14 protein-coding genes and 1 pseudogene are annotated in these 19137 nt (G+C 47.9%); 2 read left to right on the top strand and 13 right to left on the bottom strand.

The window, feature by feature from the left end; all coding sequences use genetic code 11:
• The 13 genes and pseudogenes from ACWA6V_RS03670 to sdhC form a co-directional block, all read right to left on the bottom strand.
• Positions 1–498: pseudogene (locus ACWA6V_RS03670) on the bottom strand (biosynthetic arginine decarboxylase); the annotation flags it as partial.
• 195 nt (positions 499–693) lie between these two features.
• Positions 694–2298, bottom strand: coding sequence for a pectate lyase (locus tag ACWA6V_RS03665; protein ID WP_449521228.1), 1605 nt, complete (start codon positions 2296–2298; stop codon positions 694–696).
• A 209-nt stretch (positions 2299–2507) separates the two neighbouring features.
• On the bottom strand, positions 2508–3134 hold the full coding sequence (locus ACWA6V_RS03660; RefSeq protein WP_449521227.1) for an NAAT family transporter: 627 nt from the start codon (positions 3132–3134) through the stop codon (positions 2508–2510).
• A 65-nt stretch (positions 3135–3199) separates the two neighbouring features.
• On the bottom strand, positions 3200–4768 hold the full coding sequence (locus tag ACWA6V_RS03655; protein ID WP_449521226.1) for an FAD-binding domain-containing protein: 1569 nt from the start codon (positions 4766–4768) through the stop codon (positions 3200–3202).
• Positions 4769–4902: 134 nt separating this feature from the next.
• Positions 4903–5775, bottom strand: a complete 873-nt coding sequence (gene sucD, locus ACWA6V_RS03650; RefSeq protein ID WP_133682474.1) for a succinate--CoA ligase subunit alpha — start codon at positions 5773–5775, stop codon at positions 4903–4905.
• A 12-nt stretch (positions 5776–5787) separates the two neighbouring features.
• Positions 5788–6954 carry an ADP-forming succinate--CoA ligase subunit beta gene (sucC, locus tag ACWA6V_RS03645; RefSeq protein ID WP_151057411.1) on the bottom strand — a complete coding sequence of 389 codons (1167 nt, stop codon included), beginning with the start codon at positions 6952–6954 and terminating at the stop codon, positions 5788–5790.
• A gap of 123 nt (positions 6955–7077) precedes the next feature.
• On the bottom strand, positions 7078–8517 hold the full coding sequence (gene lpdA / locus ACWA6V_RS03640) for a dihydrolipoyl dehydrogenase (RefSeq protein ID WP_449521225.1): 1440 nt from the start codon (positions 8515–8517) through the stop codon (positions 7078–7080).
• A 117-nt stretch (positions 8518–8634) separates the two neighbouring features.
• Positions 8635–9831 (bottom strand): 2-oxoglutarate dehydrogenase complex dihydrolipoyllysine-residue succinyltransferase, encoded by a 1197-nt coding sequence (gene odhB / locus ACWA6V_RS03635; RefSeq protein WP_449521224.1) that lies wholly within the window; start codon positions 9829–9831, stop codon positions 8635–8637.
• Positions 9832–9892: 61 nt separating this feature from the next.
• Positions 9893–12724 (bottom strand): 2-oxoglutarate dehydrogenase E1 component, encoded by a 2832-nt coding sequence (locus tag ACWA6V_RS03630; protein WP_449521223.1) that lies wholly within the window; start codon positions 12722–12724, stop codon positions 9893–9895.
• Positions 12725–12934: 210 nt separating this feature from the next.
• Positions 12935–13639: a succinate dehydrogenase iron-sulfur subunit gene (locus tag ACWA6V_RS03625; RefSeq protein WP_310069859.1), complete on the bottom strand. Its 705-nt coding sequence runs from the start codon at positions 13637–13639 to the stop codon at positions 12935–12937.
• Positions 13640–13657: 18 nt separating this feature from the next.
• Positions 13658–15430, bottom strand: coding sequence for a succinate dehydrogenase flavoprotein subunit (sdhA, locus tag ACWA6V_RS03620; RefSeq protein ID WP_449521222.1), 1773 nt, complete (start codon positions 15428–15430; stop codon positions 13658–13660).
• A complete protein-coding gene (sdhD, locus tag ACWA6V_RS03615; protein WP_449521221.1) occupies positions 15430–15801 on the bottom strand; it encodes a succinate dehydrogenase, hydrophobic membrane anchor protein in 372 nt (123 codons plus the stop codon). The genes sdhA and sdhD overlap by 1 nt, the downstream gene beginning before the upstream one ends.
• Positions 15795–16169: a succinate dehydrogenase, cytochrome b556 subunit gene (gene sdhC / locus ACWA6V_RS03610; protein ID WP_449521220.1), complete on the bottom strand. Its 375-nt coding sequence runs from the start codon at positions 16167–16169 to the stop codon at positions 15795–15797. Before sdhC ends, sdhD begins: the two co-directional genes overlap by 7 nt.
• A gap of 630 nt (positions 16170–16799) precedes the next feature.
• Between sdhC and ACWA6V_RS03605 the strand changes: the two genes are divergently transcribed.
• Both ACWA6V_RS03605 and ACWA6V_RS03600 read left to right on the top strand, forming a co-directional pair.
• Positions 16800–18080, top strand: coding sequence for a citrate synthase (locus tag ACWA6V_RS03605; RefSeq protein WP_449521219.1), 1281 nt, complete (start codon positions 16800–16802; stop codon positions 18078–18080).
• Between the two features lie 254 nt (positions 18081–18334).
• Positions 18335–19137: hypothetical protein (locus ACWA6V_RS03600; protein ID WP_449521218.1), on the top strand; the 803-nt coding region annotated here is incomplete at its 3' end.

Here is a 19137-nt window from a genome sequence, read left to right as displayed (position 1 = left end):
CAAACCAAGCGAAATAAATTCAGCATCTTTGTAGCCGTTGCAAATTATTATACTTTCACGATTGGTAATCGTCGCCAGAGCAATCATTAATTCCGCTTTGCTGCCCGCTTCAAGACCATGATTGTAACGTTCACCAAAACGTGCGATTTCGGCAATCACATGTTTTTGCTGATTAACTTTAATTGGAAATGCACCGCGGTACTGGCCGCGATAGCCGCTCGATTCTATTGCATGCGCAAACGAATCGTTGAGAATACTGATGCGCGAATCGACAATATTTTCAAGGCGCAATAGCACTGGCATCTGCAAGCCACGCTGTTGCAAACCATCAACGATTTCCATCAGCGAAACACTAGTTTCTCCTTCAGGCGTTGGTGCACGCACCACAACATCACCCTGCGGTGACACACCAAAATAACCGCTACTCCACTCATCGATGCCATAAAGATCAGCCGATAGGCGCGCAGACCAGAAATTTGATTGCTCTACATTATTCAAAATAGTTCCGTCCTATGTAATTAACCGTTTTCCGCACGGGAAAACAACAACCCCACAGGTAATTATTGACTGATCAATACGTGGGGTGAGAATGGAAATTGGCGCGCAATTTTCCACATTTTGTGTGAAAAATAAAGTATTACGCCATTATGAACAGAAATTGATCTGCAACAAATGAGCCTATTGCACAGATTTCTATTGTAGATACTGAATAAGTACACCCATATTCTTGATGTAGGCGCCTGTGGAAATCCCCATGATGGGATCATCTACTGGATAAGGGGATGTATCCCAATCATCGCCGACCATAGTAGCAGCATAATCGTTGGTAACTTGGGTAATCGGTGCGGTGCCTTTGTAAGGGTTGGTCGTGTAATAAAGTGGCGTTGGCCAATAACCTTGGTGATTGAGCGCTGCAATCAATTCAGCCGCTTGCTCAGTAAGATTGTTTGTTTCAGATGTTTTTTGCGCCCGAACATTCAAATCCGACACGCTCACTTTTCCGAGAGTGAAATATTTGGGTAACGCAATATTAGTCATCGCCTTTAAAGGCGAGTTTATAGCCACCTCTTCCGGCTTCAGTGCCAACGCATCTTGATAAGCAGCGCGCAGTTTTGGCAAATCAATTGTGCTGGCTGATTTGTAGTGTGCCAGCATGTTGCCCGGTGTGTAATCGACATAATATTCACCGTTACTCACATTTGCGCCACGCCGGTGGGTAAACAAAGGTTTATTCGTCCCCAGCTCAATAAACGACGGATGACTACGCCCTTCGTATTTGGACTTGCTCGATAATTTCACACTATCCAACCAGGCTAGCGCTTCCGGAATTCGCGCAAGAAATTTTGTTTCACCTGTCATGCGATAAAATTTGATGAGTTGCTGGATATTTTCTGCCGTTGTTGGTGTATGCAAGGATTTAGGCTCATATGAGCGTGCACCTGCAGGAACTAATTCTGGTGTGTACTGCAATGCCCAACCCGGCTGCGGCTGCCCCATTTGTGTCACCAGAAAACTATTCATCGCGCGAATAACCGGTTCACGTACGCGCGCCTCGCCCAAGACCTGATAACACATCAACAGAAAATCAATATTTTCAGCTGCGACATCATCATTGAATGTAATGAACGATGAATAATCCGGGTGATCTTTGTAGGGATGATCGTGCATTAACGGAAATCGCTGGGGCCAACCACCAATTGGGTATTGGCTTGCCAACATAAAGTCGATGGCTTTATCGAGCGCGGGACGATATTTGGGATCCAGTTTCTCAACATACAAACGCAGCAAAAATTTTGCAGCTTCTGCTGTACCAACATCATCAAAGGTCGCATTACCGTAATAATGCTGAAACTCCTCCAAGCGCCAGGCATTTTTGCCAATGGTGGCATACCACTCCTTAAGCGCCGCCTCGCCACCAAAATCCGCCACATAATTCCAGCCACCACTGGGATGTTGAGCATAGATAATCGCTCCCGCCACGCGCTCGGCAGCGGTGTAATAAAATTCATCGCCTGTAGCATGATAGGCATCTAGTAATAAGTGCCCGACACTTGCGGTGCCCGGGGGTTGCATCCAGATCATGGAGCGGCGCGCCTCTAGCTCGCCCCATTGTCTGGAAAGATCGGGAAGATAGGACCACACAAAACCGCCGCGATAACTCACTTTATCCAGCATAAATTGGCTGGCAATTTTCATCGTCTGTTTCGTTTGCTCAGGTGTGGGAGCGGTTGTAACTGCGCTGGCAACTTGGCCACAAGAAAGAAAAATACCGAACAAAACCAGGGTGATGTTGCGCATAGCCATTCTCTAATTATAAATATCCACTAATGGATTCTATTTATTATGGATTTTGCGACCGAAGACCATATACCGGAAAATAATCTTATCACCTACAGACACAGCAATAGATTTTGTTTTAAAAATTTGCATGACAAGCATAAGGGGCAATGCTTGCAGGCAATAGGCAATTAACACTTTTTTATCCCAAAAAAATACTCAAGGATCGATTAGGTGGCAAGCTGTGGAAACAGCCCTTTGATCCCTCCTGCAATAAATTCCACTGCAATAGCCACCAATAATAGCCCCATGACCCTGGTAGACATCACGATACTGCGTTTACTCAAGTGTTCAGCAAACCACGGCAGAAATTTAAAGCAAAGCATTAAAGAGGCACTCACGAGCAGGATACACAGAGTGACCGCAACATAATGCGAAACCGAACTGGATTGGTGAGCATAGACAATAACCGCACTCATCGCGCCAGGCCCTGCAAGCAGCGGCATAGTGAGCGGCACCAATGCGATAGTCTCATCTTGTGCCGCTTCTATTTCAGCTGGTGTATGGCCGCGCGATTGCAGCATCCCCAAACCCATCAGCAAAAGGATTACGCCCCCCGCGCAGCGAAACGCATCAACACTGATGCCGAAAGCCCAGAGAATCCATTCACCAAATAAAAGTGCGACCATCAATGCAAAGAAGACAGAGACAACCGTGAGTCGCGCTGTTTTAAGCCGCTGCTCTTTATTTTGGTGAACAGTAAGCGCGATAAAAACCGGGATAGCGCCGAGAGGATCAACAATCGCCAACAAGCCGATCAGAAATTTGGTGTATTCAGTGATTTCTAACATATTCATGCTCTACCGCTGACAGTCATGTTCAGAGTGTAGGCTAATTTAACGGGTGTCGCATCACGTTAAGGTTAGGCACCAAACAAATCGATTTGTGTAACTGCTTGCGCCTTTGCTTCAGATTTGTGCAATTTTTCTGTTCGTTTTTGTTTCATGCGCGAGCCATGTTTAACCAATACGCGCTGTGCGCTTTCCTGACCTTCATCACTCTTGCGTATGGCACTAATTCGCTCTTTCATGATACGAATATTACGTTCCGCGTTCACTAAAGGGGCGGGATAACCAGGCAGTGTTATTGTTTCGTGACAGGCAATTTGCTCTGCACTGAATCCGCGCAATTCCGGTACCCAACGCTTGATAAATTGGCATTCAGGATCCTGATCCATCAGCTGCTTGAGCGGACTATAAACGCGAATGGTGTTGATACCGACAATCGCCGCTTGCATTTGTATTTGGGAAAAATGAATACCCGGCTCGTAATCGGTAAACAAACGCGCCAGCGGGTATTGCAGATCGCGCCAGTGGATATGCAAGCCAAAACACGCAAAATTTACCAGCATCGCGCGCATCCGAAAATTTAAAAACCCCGTTGCCTGCAAACACCGCATACAAGCATCGATCAAGGGGAAACCAGTGTTGCCATTAATCCACGCATCTAGCCTCGCTGCATCCTGTGAATATTCCAGCTGTTCATAGGCAGAGTTTAGCGCGCGCGATTCCATCCAACTCGCCGATTCCAATCGCTGTACAAAATGGTCACGCCAAAATAAACGGGCACTAAAACCTTCCAAACTTTTGTGCCAACGCAGCGCAAGTTTATTATCGGGGTCGGCATCTAATAATTCATCCAACTCGGTTAAGCGCTGATGTAAGCGTGAAAAAATTCGGCGTAAACTAATGGTGCCCCAAGCGATATGGGGCGATAGACGTGATCCATAAAAAAAGGCTTTATTGGGCGATGAGATGCCGCCGCGATAGCCAAGGCCGCGATCACTCAAAAAACTGTCCAGTGTGCGCTGCGCTCTGCGCTCATTCACCACTTGTACACTTGACCATTGAATCCGCTCATCAAGTAACTCTGGGGCAAGCTCGTGCAATTGTGGAATCTGATAACAATCACGCTGATTAATGATAAATGTGGGCAACGATGGTTGAGCTATAACTGCGGGGCTCTCTAGCGGATCGCTTTCAAATAAACGCTCAGCGATATATCGTTGACGATTGTCGCGCGAACGCAACGCTCGCACCACACCGGACTGGGGAATCTCTTGCCAAACAACGGTTTCAGTATCACACCATTCTTTTACTGCAATATCACGTTTAAACGTAACTGCCGCGCCGGTTTCTTCGTGTGAAAAAATATGAGTGAAATGAATATGCTGTCTTAATAGAGAAAATCCGAGTGGCAAATCGCTGCGCACTACCAGCAACTCCGCCCCACGCAGTCGCAGTGAATTTTGTAGATCAGCCAAGGCAGTAAGCTGTGCGTGTAGATGAAAGGCCGATGCATCCTCGGCAAGATAAATATCCGACTCAAGAAAAAAAACCGGGATAACCTGACCACACTGCATAAGCGCGGCATGCAAGGCGGCATTATCATCGAGGCGAAAATCACGTTTAATCCACCAAAGCGCCAACATAGAAAAACCAAGAAAACAGGTGTAATTTCTTTACGCTAAAGGTCGAGTATTGGATCTGTACAAATAAAATCTACTGAAAAATGACAATAAAAAAGGCGATCCGAAGATCGCCTTTTTCAACTCCCCGGATGAAATTACCAACCAGTGATTTCTTTCAGTGCTTTACCGATGTCGGCCAAGCTCTTAACGGTTTTGACACCAGCGTCTTCCAGTGCAGCGAATTTCTCGTCAGCAGTACCTTTACCGCCAGAAATAATCGCACCAGCGTGACCCATGCGCTTACCGGCAGGTGCAGTTACACCCGCGATGTAAGAAACAACAGGTTTGGTCACGTTTGCTTTGATGTAAGCAGCAGCTTCTTCTTCCGCAGAACCACCGATCTCACCGATCATTACGATAGCTTCGGTTTGTGGATCAGCTTGGAACAACTTCAGAATATCGATGAAGTTGGAGCCTGGGATTGGGTCACCACCAATACCTACGCAAGTAGATTGGCCGAAACCGTAATCGGTAGTTTGCTTAACCGCTTCATAAGTCAAAGTACCTGAACGCGATACGATACCTACTTTACCTGGCTTGTGGATATGGCCTGGCATGATGCCGATTTTGCACTCGCCCGGAGTGATAACACCTGGGCAGTTAGGGCCGATCAAACGCACGCCCAACTCGTCACACTTCACTTTTGCGTCAAGCATATCGAGAGTTGGGATACCTTCAGTAATACACACGATCAACTTGATGCCACCGTTAGCCGCTTCAAGGATAGAGTCTTTACAGAAAGGAGCAGGAACGTAGATAACTGATGCGGTTGCGCCAGTCGCTTCTACTGCTTCAGCAACAGTGTTGAACACGGGCAGGCCGAGGTGAGTTTGGCCACCCTTACCTGGAGTTACACCACCAACCATTTTGGTGCCGTAAGCAATCGCTTGTTCAGAGTGGAAAGTACCTTGCGCGCCGGTGAAACCCTGGCAGATTACTTTGGTGTCTTTGTTAATTAAAACGCTCATGTTCTTCGCCCCTTATTGATTCGCAGCAGCTGCAACAACTTTCTTGGCAGCGCCAGTCAAGTCGGTATCGGCAATAATGTTCAGGCCGCTTTCGCCCAACACTTTTGCACCCAATTCAGCATTGTTACCTTGCAGACGAACAACAACAGGTACTTTTACGCCTACTTCTTTAACCGCACCGATTACGCCTTCTGCGATCATGTCGCAACGTACGATACCGCCAAAGATGTTGATGAATACGGCTTTAACCGCGTCATCAGACAAAATGATTTTGAACGCTTCAACTACGCGCTCTTTGGTCGCACCACCACCTACGTCGAGGAAGTTAGCCGGTTGGCCACCGTGCAATTTAACGATGTCCATGGTACCCATCGCCAAACCAGCGCCGTTTACCATGCAACCGATATCACCACCGAGCGCAACGTAGTTCAGTTCCCAAGCAGCAGCATGAGCTTCACGTGCATCTTCTTGTGATGGGTCTTGCATTGCTTTCAGTTCTGGATGACGGTACAGAGCATTGCCATCGATTACCAATTTCGCATCCAGGCAGTGCAAGTTACCTTCTGGAGTAATTACCAGCGGGTTGACTTCCAACAATGCCAAATCTTTCTCTTTGAAGAGTTTGGCCAAGCCAAGGAAGATATTAACGAATTGGTTGATTTGCTTACCTTCCAAACCGAGCTTGAAAGCCAGGTCGCGACCTTGGAAAGGTTGTGCACCTACCAGCGGATCTACCGCAACTTTAAGGATTTTTTCCGGAGTGTCATGCGCAACTTTCTCGATCTCTACACCACCTTCGGTAGAGGCCATGAATACAATGCGACGGCTGGAACGGTCAACAACAGCGCCCAAGTACAATTCTTTAGCGATGTCGGTGCAAGTCTCAACCAAAATGCGGCTTACTGGTTGGCCTTTCTCATCAGTTTGATAAGTCACCAGATTCTTGCCCAACCACTTTTCAGCGAAAGCGCGGATATCTTCTTTGCTCTTAACCAGCTTTACGCCGCCCGCTTTACCGCGGCCACCAGCGTGAACCTGAGCTTTAACGACGAACATATCGCCGCCGATTTGATCCGCAGCAGCAACAGCCTCTTCAACAGTCGCAGCAGCAATGCCTTTAGAAACAGGCAGACCATATTGGGCAAACAGTTGCTTACCCTGATACTCGTGCAAATTCATGGTGTAGTTCCATTTGACGATGGTTGGACATGTAATTATCGATAGACATGCCAACTGGGTTATCGATGGAGACGAACCTTATGAGTTCGCCCCCGCCTAAAAAACGAGGACTCTATGGTTCTCTTAACGCTTCTTCTTGTTGGCTACGTGGATGGCATGACCATGCACCGCCAATGCTGCTTCGTGGATAGCTTCAGACAGGGTTGGGTGACCAAACACCATCATGCCCAAATCTTCCGCACTGGAACCGAACTCCATTGCAATCGCCACTTGCTGAACCAGATCTGCAGCGCTTGGGCCAACAATGTGGGCTCCAAGAATGCGATCAGTTACGGCGTGAGCAATAATTTTTACCAAACCTTGAGTTTCATTAGCCGCCATAGCACGGCCAGACGCTGCAAACGGGAAAGTACCAACGTTGTAAGGTTCACCCGATGCTTTCACTTGTTCTTCAGTTTTACCCACTGAAGCAACTTCCGGGTGGGTATAAATTACGTTTGGAATAATGTCGTAATTAATTTGTGATTTTTGGCCCGCGATACGCTCGGCAACCATCACACCTTCTTCCGAACCTTTGTGTGCCAACATCGGGCCACGCACTACGTCACCAATTGCCCACACACCTGGCGCATTAGTTTCGCATTGTTCGTTTACAAAGATAAAACCGCGCTCATCCAAATTAACGCCGCTGTCAGCAGCCAACAGATTTTCGGTGAACGGGCGACGACCAACACACACAATCAACTTATCAAACGTTTCTTGCTGCTCTTTACCTTCTTTGTCCAAATAGGTAACGGTCACTTCTTTGCCGTTCACTTTTGAACCGGTAACACGTGAGCTGGTGCGGATATCTAAACCTTGTTTGGTGAGGATCTTTTGGGTTTCTTTTGCAATTTGTTGATCCATAATTGCGAGGAAACTATCCAATGCTTCCAACACAGTAACCTTGGAACCACAACGATTCCAAACGGACCCCAATTCCAAACCAATTACACCAGCGCCGATTACACCCAAACGTTTTGGCACTTCGGTGAATTCCAATGCACCAGTAGAGTTAACAATGACATCGTTATCTACAGGTGCCGGTGGAATATTAATTGGGCTGGAACCCGGAGCCAAAATAACGTTTCCAGCTTCATATACAGTTACTTTGCCATCAAAGTCCGTTACTTCAACTTTTTTGCCAGCGAGTAATTTACCAGTGCCAAACAGACTGGTAACACCGTTCGCTTTAAACAAGCCGGCGATACCGCCGGTCAGATTTTTGATGATTTGATTTTTACGCGCAATCATCGAAGAAACATTCAGCTCTACGCCTGAAGTGGTAATACCGTGAAGACCTAAATCCTCCTTGGCTTCGTGGTATTTGTAAGAGCTATCGAGCAATGCTTTAGAAGGAATGCAACCTACGTTCAAGCAAGTACCGCCATTAACGCCCTTGCCTTCTTCGTTTTTCCACTTCTCAACACACGCAGTTTTCAAACCTAATTGCGCGGCACGTATGGCGGCAACATAGCCCGCAGGGCCTGAACCGATAACTATCACATCAAATTTTTCAGACATAACAATGTTCCTAAATTATTAACTGTCGGCTACGACCTTGTGAGCAGTAACCCTTCACATAAAAACGCTCCTGGGTTGCCAGAAGCGTTTCAAAAAGCAGATTAGATTTCCAACACCTTATATTTCTAAAAGAATGCGCGCAGGATCTTCCAACAAATCCTTGATAGTCACGAGGAATTGCACAGCCTCTTTACCATCCAGCAAACGGTGATCGTAAGATAAGGCCAAATACATCATCGGCAGGATTTCAACCTTGCCATTCACCGCCATTGGGCGCTCCTGGATTTTGTGCATACCCAAAATCGCAGATTGCGGCAAATTCAAAATTGGAGTGGAGAGCAACGAACCAAACACACCACCATTGGTGATAGTGAAAGTACCACCTGACATTTCTTCAATGCCAAGTTTGCCATCGCGTGCACGTAGACCGAAATCGCGGATAGTATTTTCGATGGTGGCCAGACTCATATTTTCGGCATTGCGCAACACAGGAACTACCAAGCCTTTTTCAGTCGATACAGCAACACCAATATCCTGGTAACCGTGATACACAACATCGTTGTTGTCGATAGAGGCGTTTACCACAGGGAAACGACGCAGCGCCTCAGCAGCGGCTTTTACAAAGAAACTCATAAAGCCCAAACGTGAACCGTTGTGCGCTTTTTCAAATTGGTCTTTGTATTTGGCACGCAGTGCCATTACCGGAGCCATGTTCACTTCATTGAACGTGGTCAGCATTGCGGTGGTGCTGGATGCCTCAAGCAGACGCTCGGCAATACGCTTACGCAAACGCGTCATTGGTACGCGCTTCTCAACACGATCACCTACCGCTTCGATTGCGGCAACAGGTGCTGGCGCAGCAGGAGCGCTTACCGCTGGTGCTGATTTCAAATGATTGGCAACATCTTCTTTGGTAACGCGGCCATCTTTACCACTGCCAGCAACAGCAGCAGTATTCACATTGTTTTCTTCAGCCATTTTACGTGCAGCAGGATTTACCAATTTTTCAGTGGTTGCGGCAACAGGCGCTGCTGCAGGAGCTGGAGTGTTTGCTGCAGGAGCACCTGCCGCTACCGCACCTTCAACAAAGCGGGCAATCACTTCATTACTCAACACGGTGTCGCCTTCACCTTTAATAATTTCAGCGATACTGCCATCGGCAGGCGCAACCACTTCCAACACAACCTTGTCGGTTTCAATATCAACGATCAACTCATCGCGCTTGACGGCTTCGCCTGGTTTTTTGTGCCAGGTTGCTACCGTGCCATCGGCAACGGATTCAGGGAAGGTAGGGGCTTTGATTTCGATACTCATGCTATTCCATCTCTCTGTAGCGCTAGGATTATTTGATCAATTAATCAGTTAGTAAAAGCACTCACACAGTGAGCGCTTTATTCACAAAACGTTTTTCTTCTTCAAGGTGTGCAGACATATAACCGCCCGCCGGTGCTGCCGATGGATCACGACCCACATAATCCAAATACATTTCTTTGCCGTACAGTCCCTGCACTACGTGGCGCATATGGTGTTGGCTGCTATACCAGGCACCCTGATTCATAGGTTCTTCCTGACACCAGAAGATATCTTTAATACCTTTGAATGGTGCCATTGCAGCTTTTAATTCTTCTTCAGGGAATGGATACAACTGCTCCAAACGAATCAATGCCACGTTTTCCTGCTTACGAGCAGTCCGCTCTTCAAGCAGCGTGTAGTAAACCTTACCACTACACAAAATTACCCGCTCAACTTTGGGCGGTTCAACGGTGCTATCGCCAATCACGTTTTGGAAACTGCCATTGGCCAACTCTTCCAGCGTAGAGGTTGCCAATTTATGACGCAGTAACGATTTCGGACTCATTACCACTAATGGACGACGCATCGGGCGAATCGCCTGACGACGCAACATGTGAAAGACCTGTGCCGGAGTAGTCGGTACACAAACCTGAATATTGTGCTCCGCACACAACTGCATAAAACGTTCAAGACGCGCAGACGAGTGTTCTGGCCCCTGACCTTCGTAACCGTGTGGCAGCAACATGGTCAAGCCGCACAAACGACCCCACTTATGCTCACCGCTGGTAATAAATTGGTCGATAACGACTTGAGCACCATTGGCGAAGTCACCGAATTGAGCCTCCCAAATCACCAAACCGGTTGGCGATGTAGTCGAGTAACCATACTCAAACGCCAATACCGCCTCTTCTGACAAATAAGAATCGAACAGTTCAAACGATGGCTGGTCAGGTGCCATATTGGCCAGTGGCACATAGGATGAACCATCTTTCTGGCTGTGAATTACCGCATGGCGATGGGAGAAAGTACCGCGCCCAACGTCCTGGCCAGTCATACGAACCTGGAAGCCTTGCTCAACCAAGGTCGCATAGGCCAGAGTTTCAGCCATACCCCAATTTAGCGCCAAAGCACCTGCGGCCATTTTGCGACGGTCTTCGTAAATTTTTTCAACTTGCTTTTGCAGCACGATCCCATCGGGAATTTCGCACATTTTATTCGCTGCAGCTTGCAGTGTTTTGAGTTCACAACCGGTTACTGCCGGCGTCTCCCAATCGTGGCCGATATAGGGTGACCAATCTACAAACAGGCTGCGATCGGGCTCGCTTACCAAACCACTCGCGACATTTTCGCCGCGATCCAAGGCTGCGCGATACACGGTAGTCATCTCGTCTGCTGCCGCTTGGCTGAGCAGACCCGCTGCAACCAATTTATCAGCATACAGAGTGCGCGTAGTTTTGAGGTTGCGGATAATTTGATACATCAACGGCTGGGTTGCAGACGGTTCGTCAGTTTCGTTGTGACCGCGACGGCGATAGCAAACCAAATCGATTACCACATCCTTCTTGAACTCATAGCGATAATCCATCGCCAATTGCGCCACAAACAATACTGCTTCAGGATCATCTCCATTCACATGGAAAATTGGGCATTCGATCATTTTGGCAACGTCGGTGCAGTACTCGGTGGAGCGTGCATCTTCACGTTTATTGGTGGTAAATCCCACCTGATTGTTGATCACCAAGTGCAAGGTACCACCAGTGCCATAAGCACGAGTCTGGGACATTTGGAATGTCTCCATCACCACGCCTTGGCCTGCAAATGCAGCATCGCCATGCACATTGATAGGAACAACTTTGGCACCGGTTTTGTCGTTGCGACGATCCTGCCGAGCGCGCACAGACCCCTCAACCACGGGTGATACGATTTCTAAATGCGACGGGTTAAACGCCATCGCCATATGCAGTTCACCACCAGGAGTCATTACGTTGGAGGAAAAACCTGAGTGATATTTCACATCGCCAGAGGTATTCAATGAACGCTTGCCATCAAATTCTGCAAATAATTCTGCAGGGCTTTTACCAAACACGTTAATTAACGCATTAAGGCGACCACGGTGAGCCATGCCCAATACAATTTCTTTTGCGCCGTAAGTGCCCGCGCGTTTTACCAAAGCATCGACTAGTGGAATAAAACTTTCGCCACCTTCAAGGCCGAAACGTTTGGTGCCTGGATATTTACTATCAAGATGACGCTCAAGGCCTTCCGCCGCGGTCAGGCGCTCAAGGAGGGCAAGACGTTGCTCTTTGCTGAATTCAGGATTTGAGCGCACGCTCTCAAGACGCTGTTGCAACCATTGTTTTTCAGCAAGAGGGGTAATGTGCATAATCTCGGCACCGATATGACCGCAATAGGTCTTCTCTAATGCCTCGACAATTTCACGCAGGGTCGCCTGCTCTTTACCGATAAACAAGCTGCCAGTATTAAATACAGTATCCAAGTCTGCATTGGTCAGACCGTGAAAACCTAATTCCAAATCGGCGACCGGATCGCGCTTCATCAACCCCAAAGGATCCAACTGCGCCTTTTGATGACCGCGGAAACGGTAAGAACTGATCAGTTGTACTACCTTGATTTGTTTTTGCTCGTGCTCAGCACTAACCGAGCCACCTGCAACGGCAACGGTGCGCACACGGGATTTACCCAATTGCTCGAATTGAGCTCGAATGACCGAATGGGGAGTATCTTGAGTCAACACACCGTTGATACGTGGTAATTGATCGAAGTAATTGCGCCATTCTTCAGGAACGGCATTAGGATTGTGTAGATATGTGTCGTAGAGCTCTTCGACATAAGCAGCGTTCCCACCAGAGATATGAGACGTACTCCAAAATTGCTCCATAATGCTGTCTTGCATTCCACTCACCTTAATCATTGGGGACTCAGGCAAATCCCCTGCTATCAACTAGCGGTTAGCTACCAAACGCTTTCAACTTGTGATTAAAAACGCCGCTTTTAAGTTGCTGCAACACCGGGTTACAACAAACAGTTTTTCAACGCAGCGAGCACCAAAGCGCTCGCTTTGTCATCAAATTTTTGCCAGCTTCAGATACAGAAAAGCGCCACCTTAGGTAGCGCTCTGTAACAACATATTGCGAATATGGCCGATGGCTCGTGTCGGGTTCAGCCCTTTGGGACAAACCGCCACACAGTTTTGGATACCATGGCAACGGAATACGCTAAAAGGATCATCCAGATTGGCAAGTCGTTTCTCGGTCGCCAAATCGCGGCTATCAGCCAGGAAACGATAAGCCTGTAATAAACCAGCCGGACCGATAAATTTATCGGGATTCCACCAGAAGGATGGACAGCTGGTGGAGCAGCAGGCGCAGAGTATACACTCATAAAGGCCATCGAGCTTCTCGCGATCTGCAGGTGATTGCAAACGCTCAATTGCTGGTGCGGGCGTATCGTTTTGCAAGTATGGCTCAATTTTCTTGTATTGATCGTAGAACTGAGTCATATCGACCACCAGATCACGAATCACTGGCAAACCGGGCAACGGGCGCAAAATCAAAGTATTGTTTTTGATGCACTCGGAAATTGGCTTGATGCAAGCCAAACCGTTTTTACCATTGATATTCATTCCGTCAGAACCGCACACACCTTCGCGGCAAGAGCGGCGATAAGCAAGACTTTCGTCTTGTGCTTTCAGTAATTCCAATACATCCAATACCATCAAATCTTTACCCTGAGTATCCAGCTCATAGGTTTTCATATAGGGCGCATTATCTGTATCAGGGTTGTAGCGATAAACTTGTACTTTCAACATGACTTCTGCTCCCGATTGTTAGTAGGTACGTTTTTTAGGTTGGAAAGCTTCCATAGTGCGCGGCTTGAAATTTACCGCACGCTTGCCAACACGCTTATCAACGGGGAAATACATGGAGTGACACAACCAATTAGCATCGTCACGATCTTCAAAATCTTCACGCGCGTGCGCGCCGCGCGATTCTTTACGCTCTTCCGCTGCAATCGCCGTTGCCTCTGCAACTTCAAGCAGGTTTTGCAATTCCAATGCTTCAATACGCGCGGTATTGAATGCATTGCTCTTGTCAGTAATAGATACATTTTCAATACGCTTGCGCAGCTCAGCCAGTTGCTGAATTCCTTTCTGCATAAACTCACCTTTACGGAATACACCGAAGAAGTTTTGCATAATGGTTTGCAACTCTTTGCGCAGTACTGATGCGCTCTCACCGCTATTAGATGTATTTATTTTGTTCAGACGCGCCATTGCTTTATCGATGTCAGATTGCGTGGCATCGCGATGCTCAATACCCTCGCGCAATGCTTTCTCAATGTACAAACCAGCTGCACGACCGAACACAACCAAGTCGAGCAACGAGTTGCCGCCCAAACGGTTAGCGCCGTGAACAGACACACAAGCAACTTCACCACACGCAAACAAACCATCAATCACCACATCATTTCCATTAGCATCAACGGTCAACGCTTGCCCATTCACGTTAGTAGGAATACCACCCATCATATAATGGCAAGTTGGAACTACAGGGATGGGAGCATATACAGGGTCAACGTGTGCGAAGGTGCGCGACAACTCGCAAATACCGGGCAATTTACTCTCGAGCACTTCTTCACCCAAGTGATCGAGCTTCAGCAATACGTGATCCTTATTAGGACCTACACCACGACCAGCAATAATCTCCTGGATCATGGAACGCGCCACTACGTCGCGACCAGCAAGATCTTTCGCATTAGGAGCATAACGCTCCATAAAGCGCTCGCCATCGGCGTTGATCAAATAGCCACCTTCACCGCGGCAACCTTCAGTTACCAATACACCGGCACCGGCGATGCCGGTTGGGTGGAACTGCCACATTTCGATATCTTGCACCGGGAAGCCAGCGCGCAACGCCATGCCAACGCCGTCGCCGGTGTTGATGTGAGCATTAGTTGTAGAGGCATAAATACGCCCTGCACCACCGGTTGCCAATACAGTTGCCTTGGCTTTTACATAAACTGTTTCGCCATCTTCGATATTGATCGCGATAACACCAACCACTGCGCCGTCTTCATTTTTCACCAAATCAACTGCAAACCATTCATTAAGAAATACGGTTTTGTTTTTCAGGTTGCCTTGGTAAAGAGTGTGGAGCAGTGCGTGCCCGGTACGGTCTGCCGCAGCGCAAGTACGCGCCGCCTGGCCACCTTCACCGAAGTTTTTAGATTGACCACCAAATGGACGCTGGTAGATACGGCCTTCATCTGTACGGGAGAATGGCAAGCCCATATGCTCCAATTCAAATACCGCTTCAGGGCCTACCGAACACATGTACTCAATCGCATCTTGGTCGCCGATATAGTCGGAGCCTTTGATGGTGTCATACATGTGCCAACGCCAATCATCATTTGGATCAGCACTGGCGATCGCACAAGTAATACCGCCTTGGGCAGATACAGTGTGCGAACGGGTTGGGAATACTTTAGTAATTACTGCTGTTTTGTAACCGGATTGCGCCAATTGCAAAGCCGCGCGCATGCCTGCACCGCCGCCGCCAACCACAATACCGTCAAAAGAAATCGTGCGCATATTAGCCATTAGTTAATACCCCAAATTACTTGAATACCCCAGACAAGATAGGTGACTGCGACTGCACCCAGAACTATCTGTGCGAATATACGAAGGAAAGTCGCTTTGGAGCCTAATAGGCGAGTAGTTAAATAATCGGTCAGCACTGCCCACAAACCGATCCACGCATGAGATATAAAAGAAAGAAGAGTAACGAGGGTAAAAACACGCATCCACAGTTGGTTGTAAAGGGATTGCCACTGTTCGAAAGTCAATTCAGGATTGCAAGCCAAATAAGCTACGATGAAGATGGTGTAAGCCGCCATAACGGCACCACCGACGCGCTGGATCAGCCAATCATAAAGGCCGCTGCGCCCAAAACTGGTTACTGAAGTTACCATACCCACACCCCCGCCAATACGATCAATACGATGGCAATAGCCAGTGCGATTTTGGCACCGGTTTGACCACCTTTGAGAGACTCACCGATACCGAAATCCATAATCAAATGACGGATGCCGAGCACCATGTGATACGCCAAGCCCGCCAACACTGCCCAAAGAACAAATTGGCACACAGGGTTTGCGGCGAGATCGCCAATACTGTTAAAACCTTCTTGCGAGTCAAGACTGGCATCCAGCATCCATAAAAGAACAGCTACGCCTGCAAAAAGGAAAACACCGGAAGCACGATGAAGAATGGAAACGTAGGCAGTGATGGGGAGTTTAATAGTCGCTATATCTAGGTTGACAGGTCTTTTCTTGTTCACGGTCTATCTCACCTTTATGCCCATCGCGGGCAGGTTTAAGAATAAGCGCTTCATTTTTTATCATTTAAAAATGATCTTAAATGAAACACGCCCTGCAAGTCGCGCAGCATTATAGAGATTGGCCTCTGGAAACACAAACAAAAAGCCGTGCAGAATCCCCGCCAAAGCAGCGCATCAAAATATCACGCCACTTTTAACGATACTTTTACGCAACGTATTGAATACGTTAAAAGATTTGAAAATAGATGCACCACCAATAGACATATTTAAACTTTTCGCTCCACATAAGTGCAGCAGTATCGATGGGTTTTTCAGCAAAGCGAGGTGGCGCCGCAAGAGCACTCAGTGGTGACGCGAAAATTTTCAAAAAAGATAAAAGAAATTGCCCCAGAGATGTGCCAAAAACTTTCGCCTTAACAATTAAGTCATCTATAATGCCGCTCGCAAACGGCAGCGTCAGCCCACCACAAGAAGCTGACTAGTCCATAAAAAACGTAGCCGGCCTATGACGCTATTAAAGGTAGAGCTAATTGTTTAACGCAAAGCTACCTACAGTTTTTATCAGTTGAGTAGAGCGAAACATGCTTTTCTCAAGCCTTTGGTCTTAATCAGTAAGCACAGGAGTCAGTAATGACTGACAAGAAAGCACATCTCTCGATTGATGGCATTGATTCGACAATTGAATTACCTATTTATGCCAGCACAATCGGACCTGACGTTATCGACGTTACCAGTATTACCAAGAATGGCTTTTTCACGTTTGACCCAGGCTTTATGTCCACTGCCTCATGCGAATCCAGGATTACGTATATTGATGGCGATGAAGGTGTGCTGCTCCACCGCGGTTATCCGATTGAACAACTGGCTGTCTCTTCTGATTATCTCGAAACTTGTTATCTCTTGTTAAATGGCGAATTACCAACCCCGGCGCAAAAAGAAGAATTTACTGCCGCGATCAAAAAACACTCCGCTGTCGATCCCTCCATTGCCAATATCATCAAGAGCTTCAAACGCGAATCCCACCCGATGGCGATTTTGTGTAGTGCTGTCGCAGCCCTGGCCGCGGTATACAACGATGAAATCGATATTACCAACGCTGAAAGCCGCAAGCTGACGGCTTACCGATTGATTGGTCAAATGCCAACCTTGTCGGCAATGGTTTACAAACACCGAAAGGGCGAAGAGTTTATTGCCCCGGATGACAGCCTGAGCTATGCCGAAAATTATTTGAACATGACCTTTGGCACGGCTGGCAAAGCGCCTAACGTGAGCAAAACGATTGCCAAGGCCATGGATCGTATTTTTGTATTGCATGCAGACCATGAACAAAACGCATCGACATCTACCGTGCGCCTGTCCGGCTCTTCAGGCACCAATCCATTTGCCGCTATCGCTGCTGGTATTTCAACCTTGTGGGGCCCTGCCCATGGCGGCGCCAACGAGGCGGTATTGGAGATGCTGGAAGAAATCGGCACTGTGGAAAATATCGAAGCTTGTGTGGCACGCGCTAAAGATAAAACCTCTGGCTTTCGCTTGATGGGCTTTGGTCACCGCGTTTACAAAAACTTCGACCCTCGCGCCAAGGTAATGAAGCAAACTTGCGATGAAGTTCTCGCAGAATTAGGCTTGGAAAATGATCCACTGCTGGCAATTGCAAAACGCCTCGAGCAAATTGCGCTGGAAGATCCATACTTCATTTCCAAAAAGCTCTATCCTAACGTCGATTTCTATTCCGGTATTATCATGAAAGCGATCGGTATCCCGACCGAGATGTTTACCGTGATTTTTGCTTTGGGCCGCGCAGTAGGTTGGTACTCCCACTGGGATGAAATGGTAAGTGGTCCTTACAAAATTGGCCGCCCACGCCAGCAATACACTGGCAGCCCGAAACGCGACTATCCAAAAAAGTAAGACCTAAAAAGTAATCACTGTGAAAGCTACAAACAAGAGAGGCCGCGCTGAAAACTGCGGCCTTTTTTGTTGATGCTGCACCCGCAACGCGCCCGCCTACCGCATTTCAATCAGTTCGCGCACAATTTCAAACAACTGCTAAAGCGCCGATTCAGAAATTCCCTCTATACTCCCACTCCAGAACGCGCAGATCTCAGTAATCGCGAGCTGCAATCACACGAATAATCATCGCCATTTTTTCATAGGGAGTTGTTATGCCGCACACCTTTGTTCGCGTCCTGATCAGCCTTTTGCTGCTTGTTGGCAGTCATATACAGGCAGGTGAGATTCCTTCAGCTCTGCAAGACTGGCAAGACTGGGTCTTAAAAAAGCACCCTGAAATTCACTGCCCGTTTTTGTATAACGATACCCAGCGCACCTGCACCTGGCCCAGTGAACTACTTATTGAAGCAGATACACACGGCGCTCAGTTCACCCAACGGGTGGAAACATTTGCCGACACTTGGGTGAGGTTGCCCGGGAGTACAGGATTCTGGCCACAGAATCTGCGCGATACCAACAATTCACTCGCGCAGGATAAATTAGTCATCCGCGAGCGCGCCGGAACCCCTGAAGTTTTCCTGCCTCCCGGCCCCTACACATTACAAGGCCATATCCGCTGGAGCGGCATTCCTCGCACATTGAGCATCCCATCCACTTCCGGGATCATCAAGCTGGGACTCAACGGTACCAGCGTAGCCACTCCATCGCTCGAAAGCGATAGCCAGCTCTGGTTGACCGCAACACAAAATGCGCAGGAAACCCAGCAGCAAGACAGTTTGCAGGTACGCGTTTTTCGCAAACTGGATGATGGTATTCCCCTAAAGATCAGCACCCGCCTGCAATTGGATGTGAGCGGCAAAGAGCGCGAAATACAACTGGGGCAGATGTTGCTCGATGGCTTTACCCCTATTTTGTTTAATAGCAGCCTACCTGCCCGCCTTGAAGCCGATGGCAAGCTGCGCGTGCAAGTTAAACCGGGCAGTTGGGAAATCGAACTGCATATGCAGTCTACCCA

Source organism: Cellvibrio sp., from assembly GCF_053579595.1.
This window is presented reverse-complemented; position numbering and strand designations above follow the sequence as displayed.

Bases quoted from the DNA above. Each gene is read 5' to 3' on its own strand.
- ACWA6V_RS03665 (WP_449521228.1), bottom strand. From the start codon at position 2,298: ATGCGCAACATCACCCTGGTTTTGTTCGGTATTTTTCTTTCTTGTGGC.
- ACWA6V_RS03660 (WP_449521227.1), bottom strand. From the start codon at position 3,134: ATGAATATGTTAGAAATCACTGAATACACCAAATTTCTGATCGGCTTG.
- ACWA6V_RS03655 (WP_449521226.1), bottom strand. From the start codon at position 4,768: ATGTTGGCGCTTTGGTGGATTAAACGTGATTTTCGCCTCGATGATAAT.
- sucD (WP_133682474.1), bottom strand. From the start codon at position 5,775: ATGAGCGTTTTAATTAACAAAGACACCAAAGTAATCTGCCAGGGTTTC.
- sucC (WP_151057411.1), bottom strand. From the start codon at position 6,954: ATGAATTTGCACGAGTATCAGGGTAAGCAACTGTTTGCCCAATATGGT.
- lpdA (WP_449521225.1), bottom strand. From the start codon at position 8,517: ATGTCTGAAAAATTTGATGTGATAGTTATCGGTTCAGGCCCTGCGGGC.
- odhB (WP_449521224.1), bottom strand. From the start codon at position 9,831: ATGAGTATCGAAATCAAAGCCCCTACCTTCCCTGAATCCGTTGCCGAT.
- ACWA6V_RS03630 (WP_449521223.1), bottom strand. From the start codon at position 12,724: ATGCAAGACAGCATTATGGAGCAATTTTGGAGTACGTCTCATATCTCT.
- ACWA6V_RS03625 (WP_310069859.1), bottom strand. From the start codon at position 13,639: ATGTTGAAAGTACAAGTTTATCGCTACAACCCTGATACAGATAATGCG.
- sdhA (WP_449521222.1), bottom strand. From the start codon at position 15,430: ATGGCTAATATGCGCACGATTTCTTTTGACGGTATTGTGGTTGGCGGC.
- sdhD (WP_449521221.1), bottom strand. From the start codon at position 15,801: ATGGTAACTTCAGTAACCAGTTTTGGGCGCAGCGGCCTTTATGATTGG.
- ACWA6V_RS03605 (WP_449521219.1), top strand. From the start codon at position 16,800: ATGACTGACAAGAAAGCACATCTCTCGATTGATGGCATTGATTCGACA.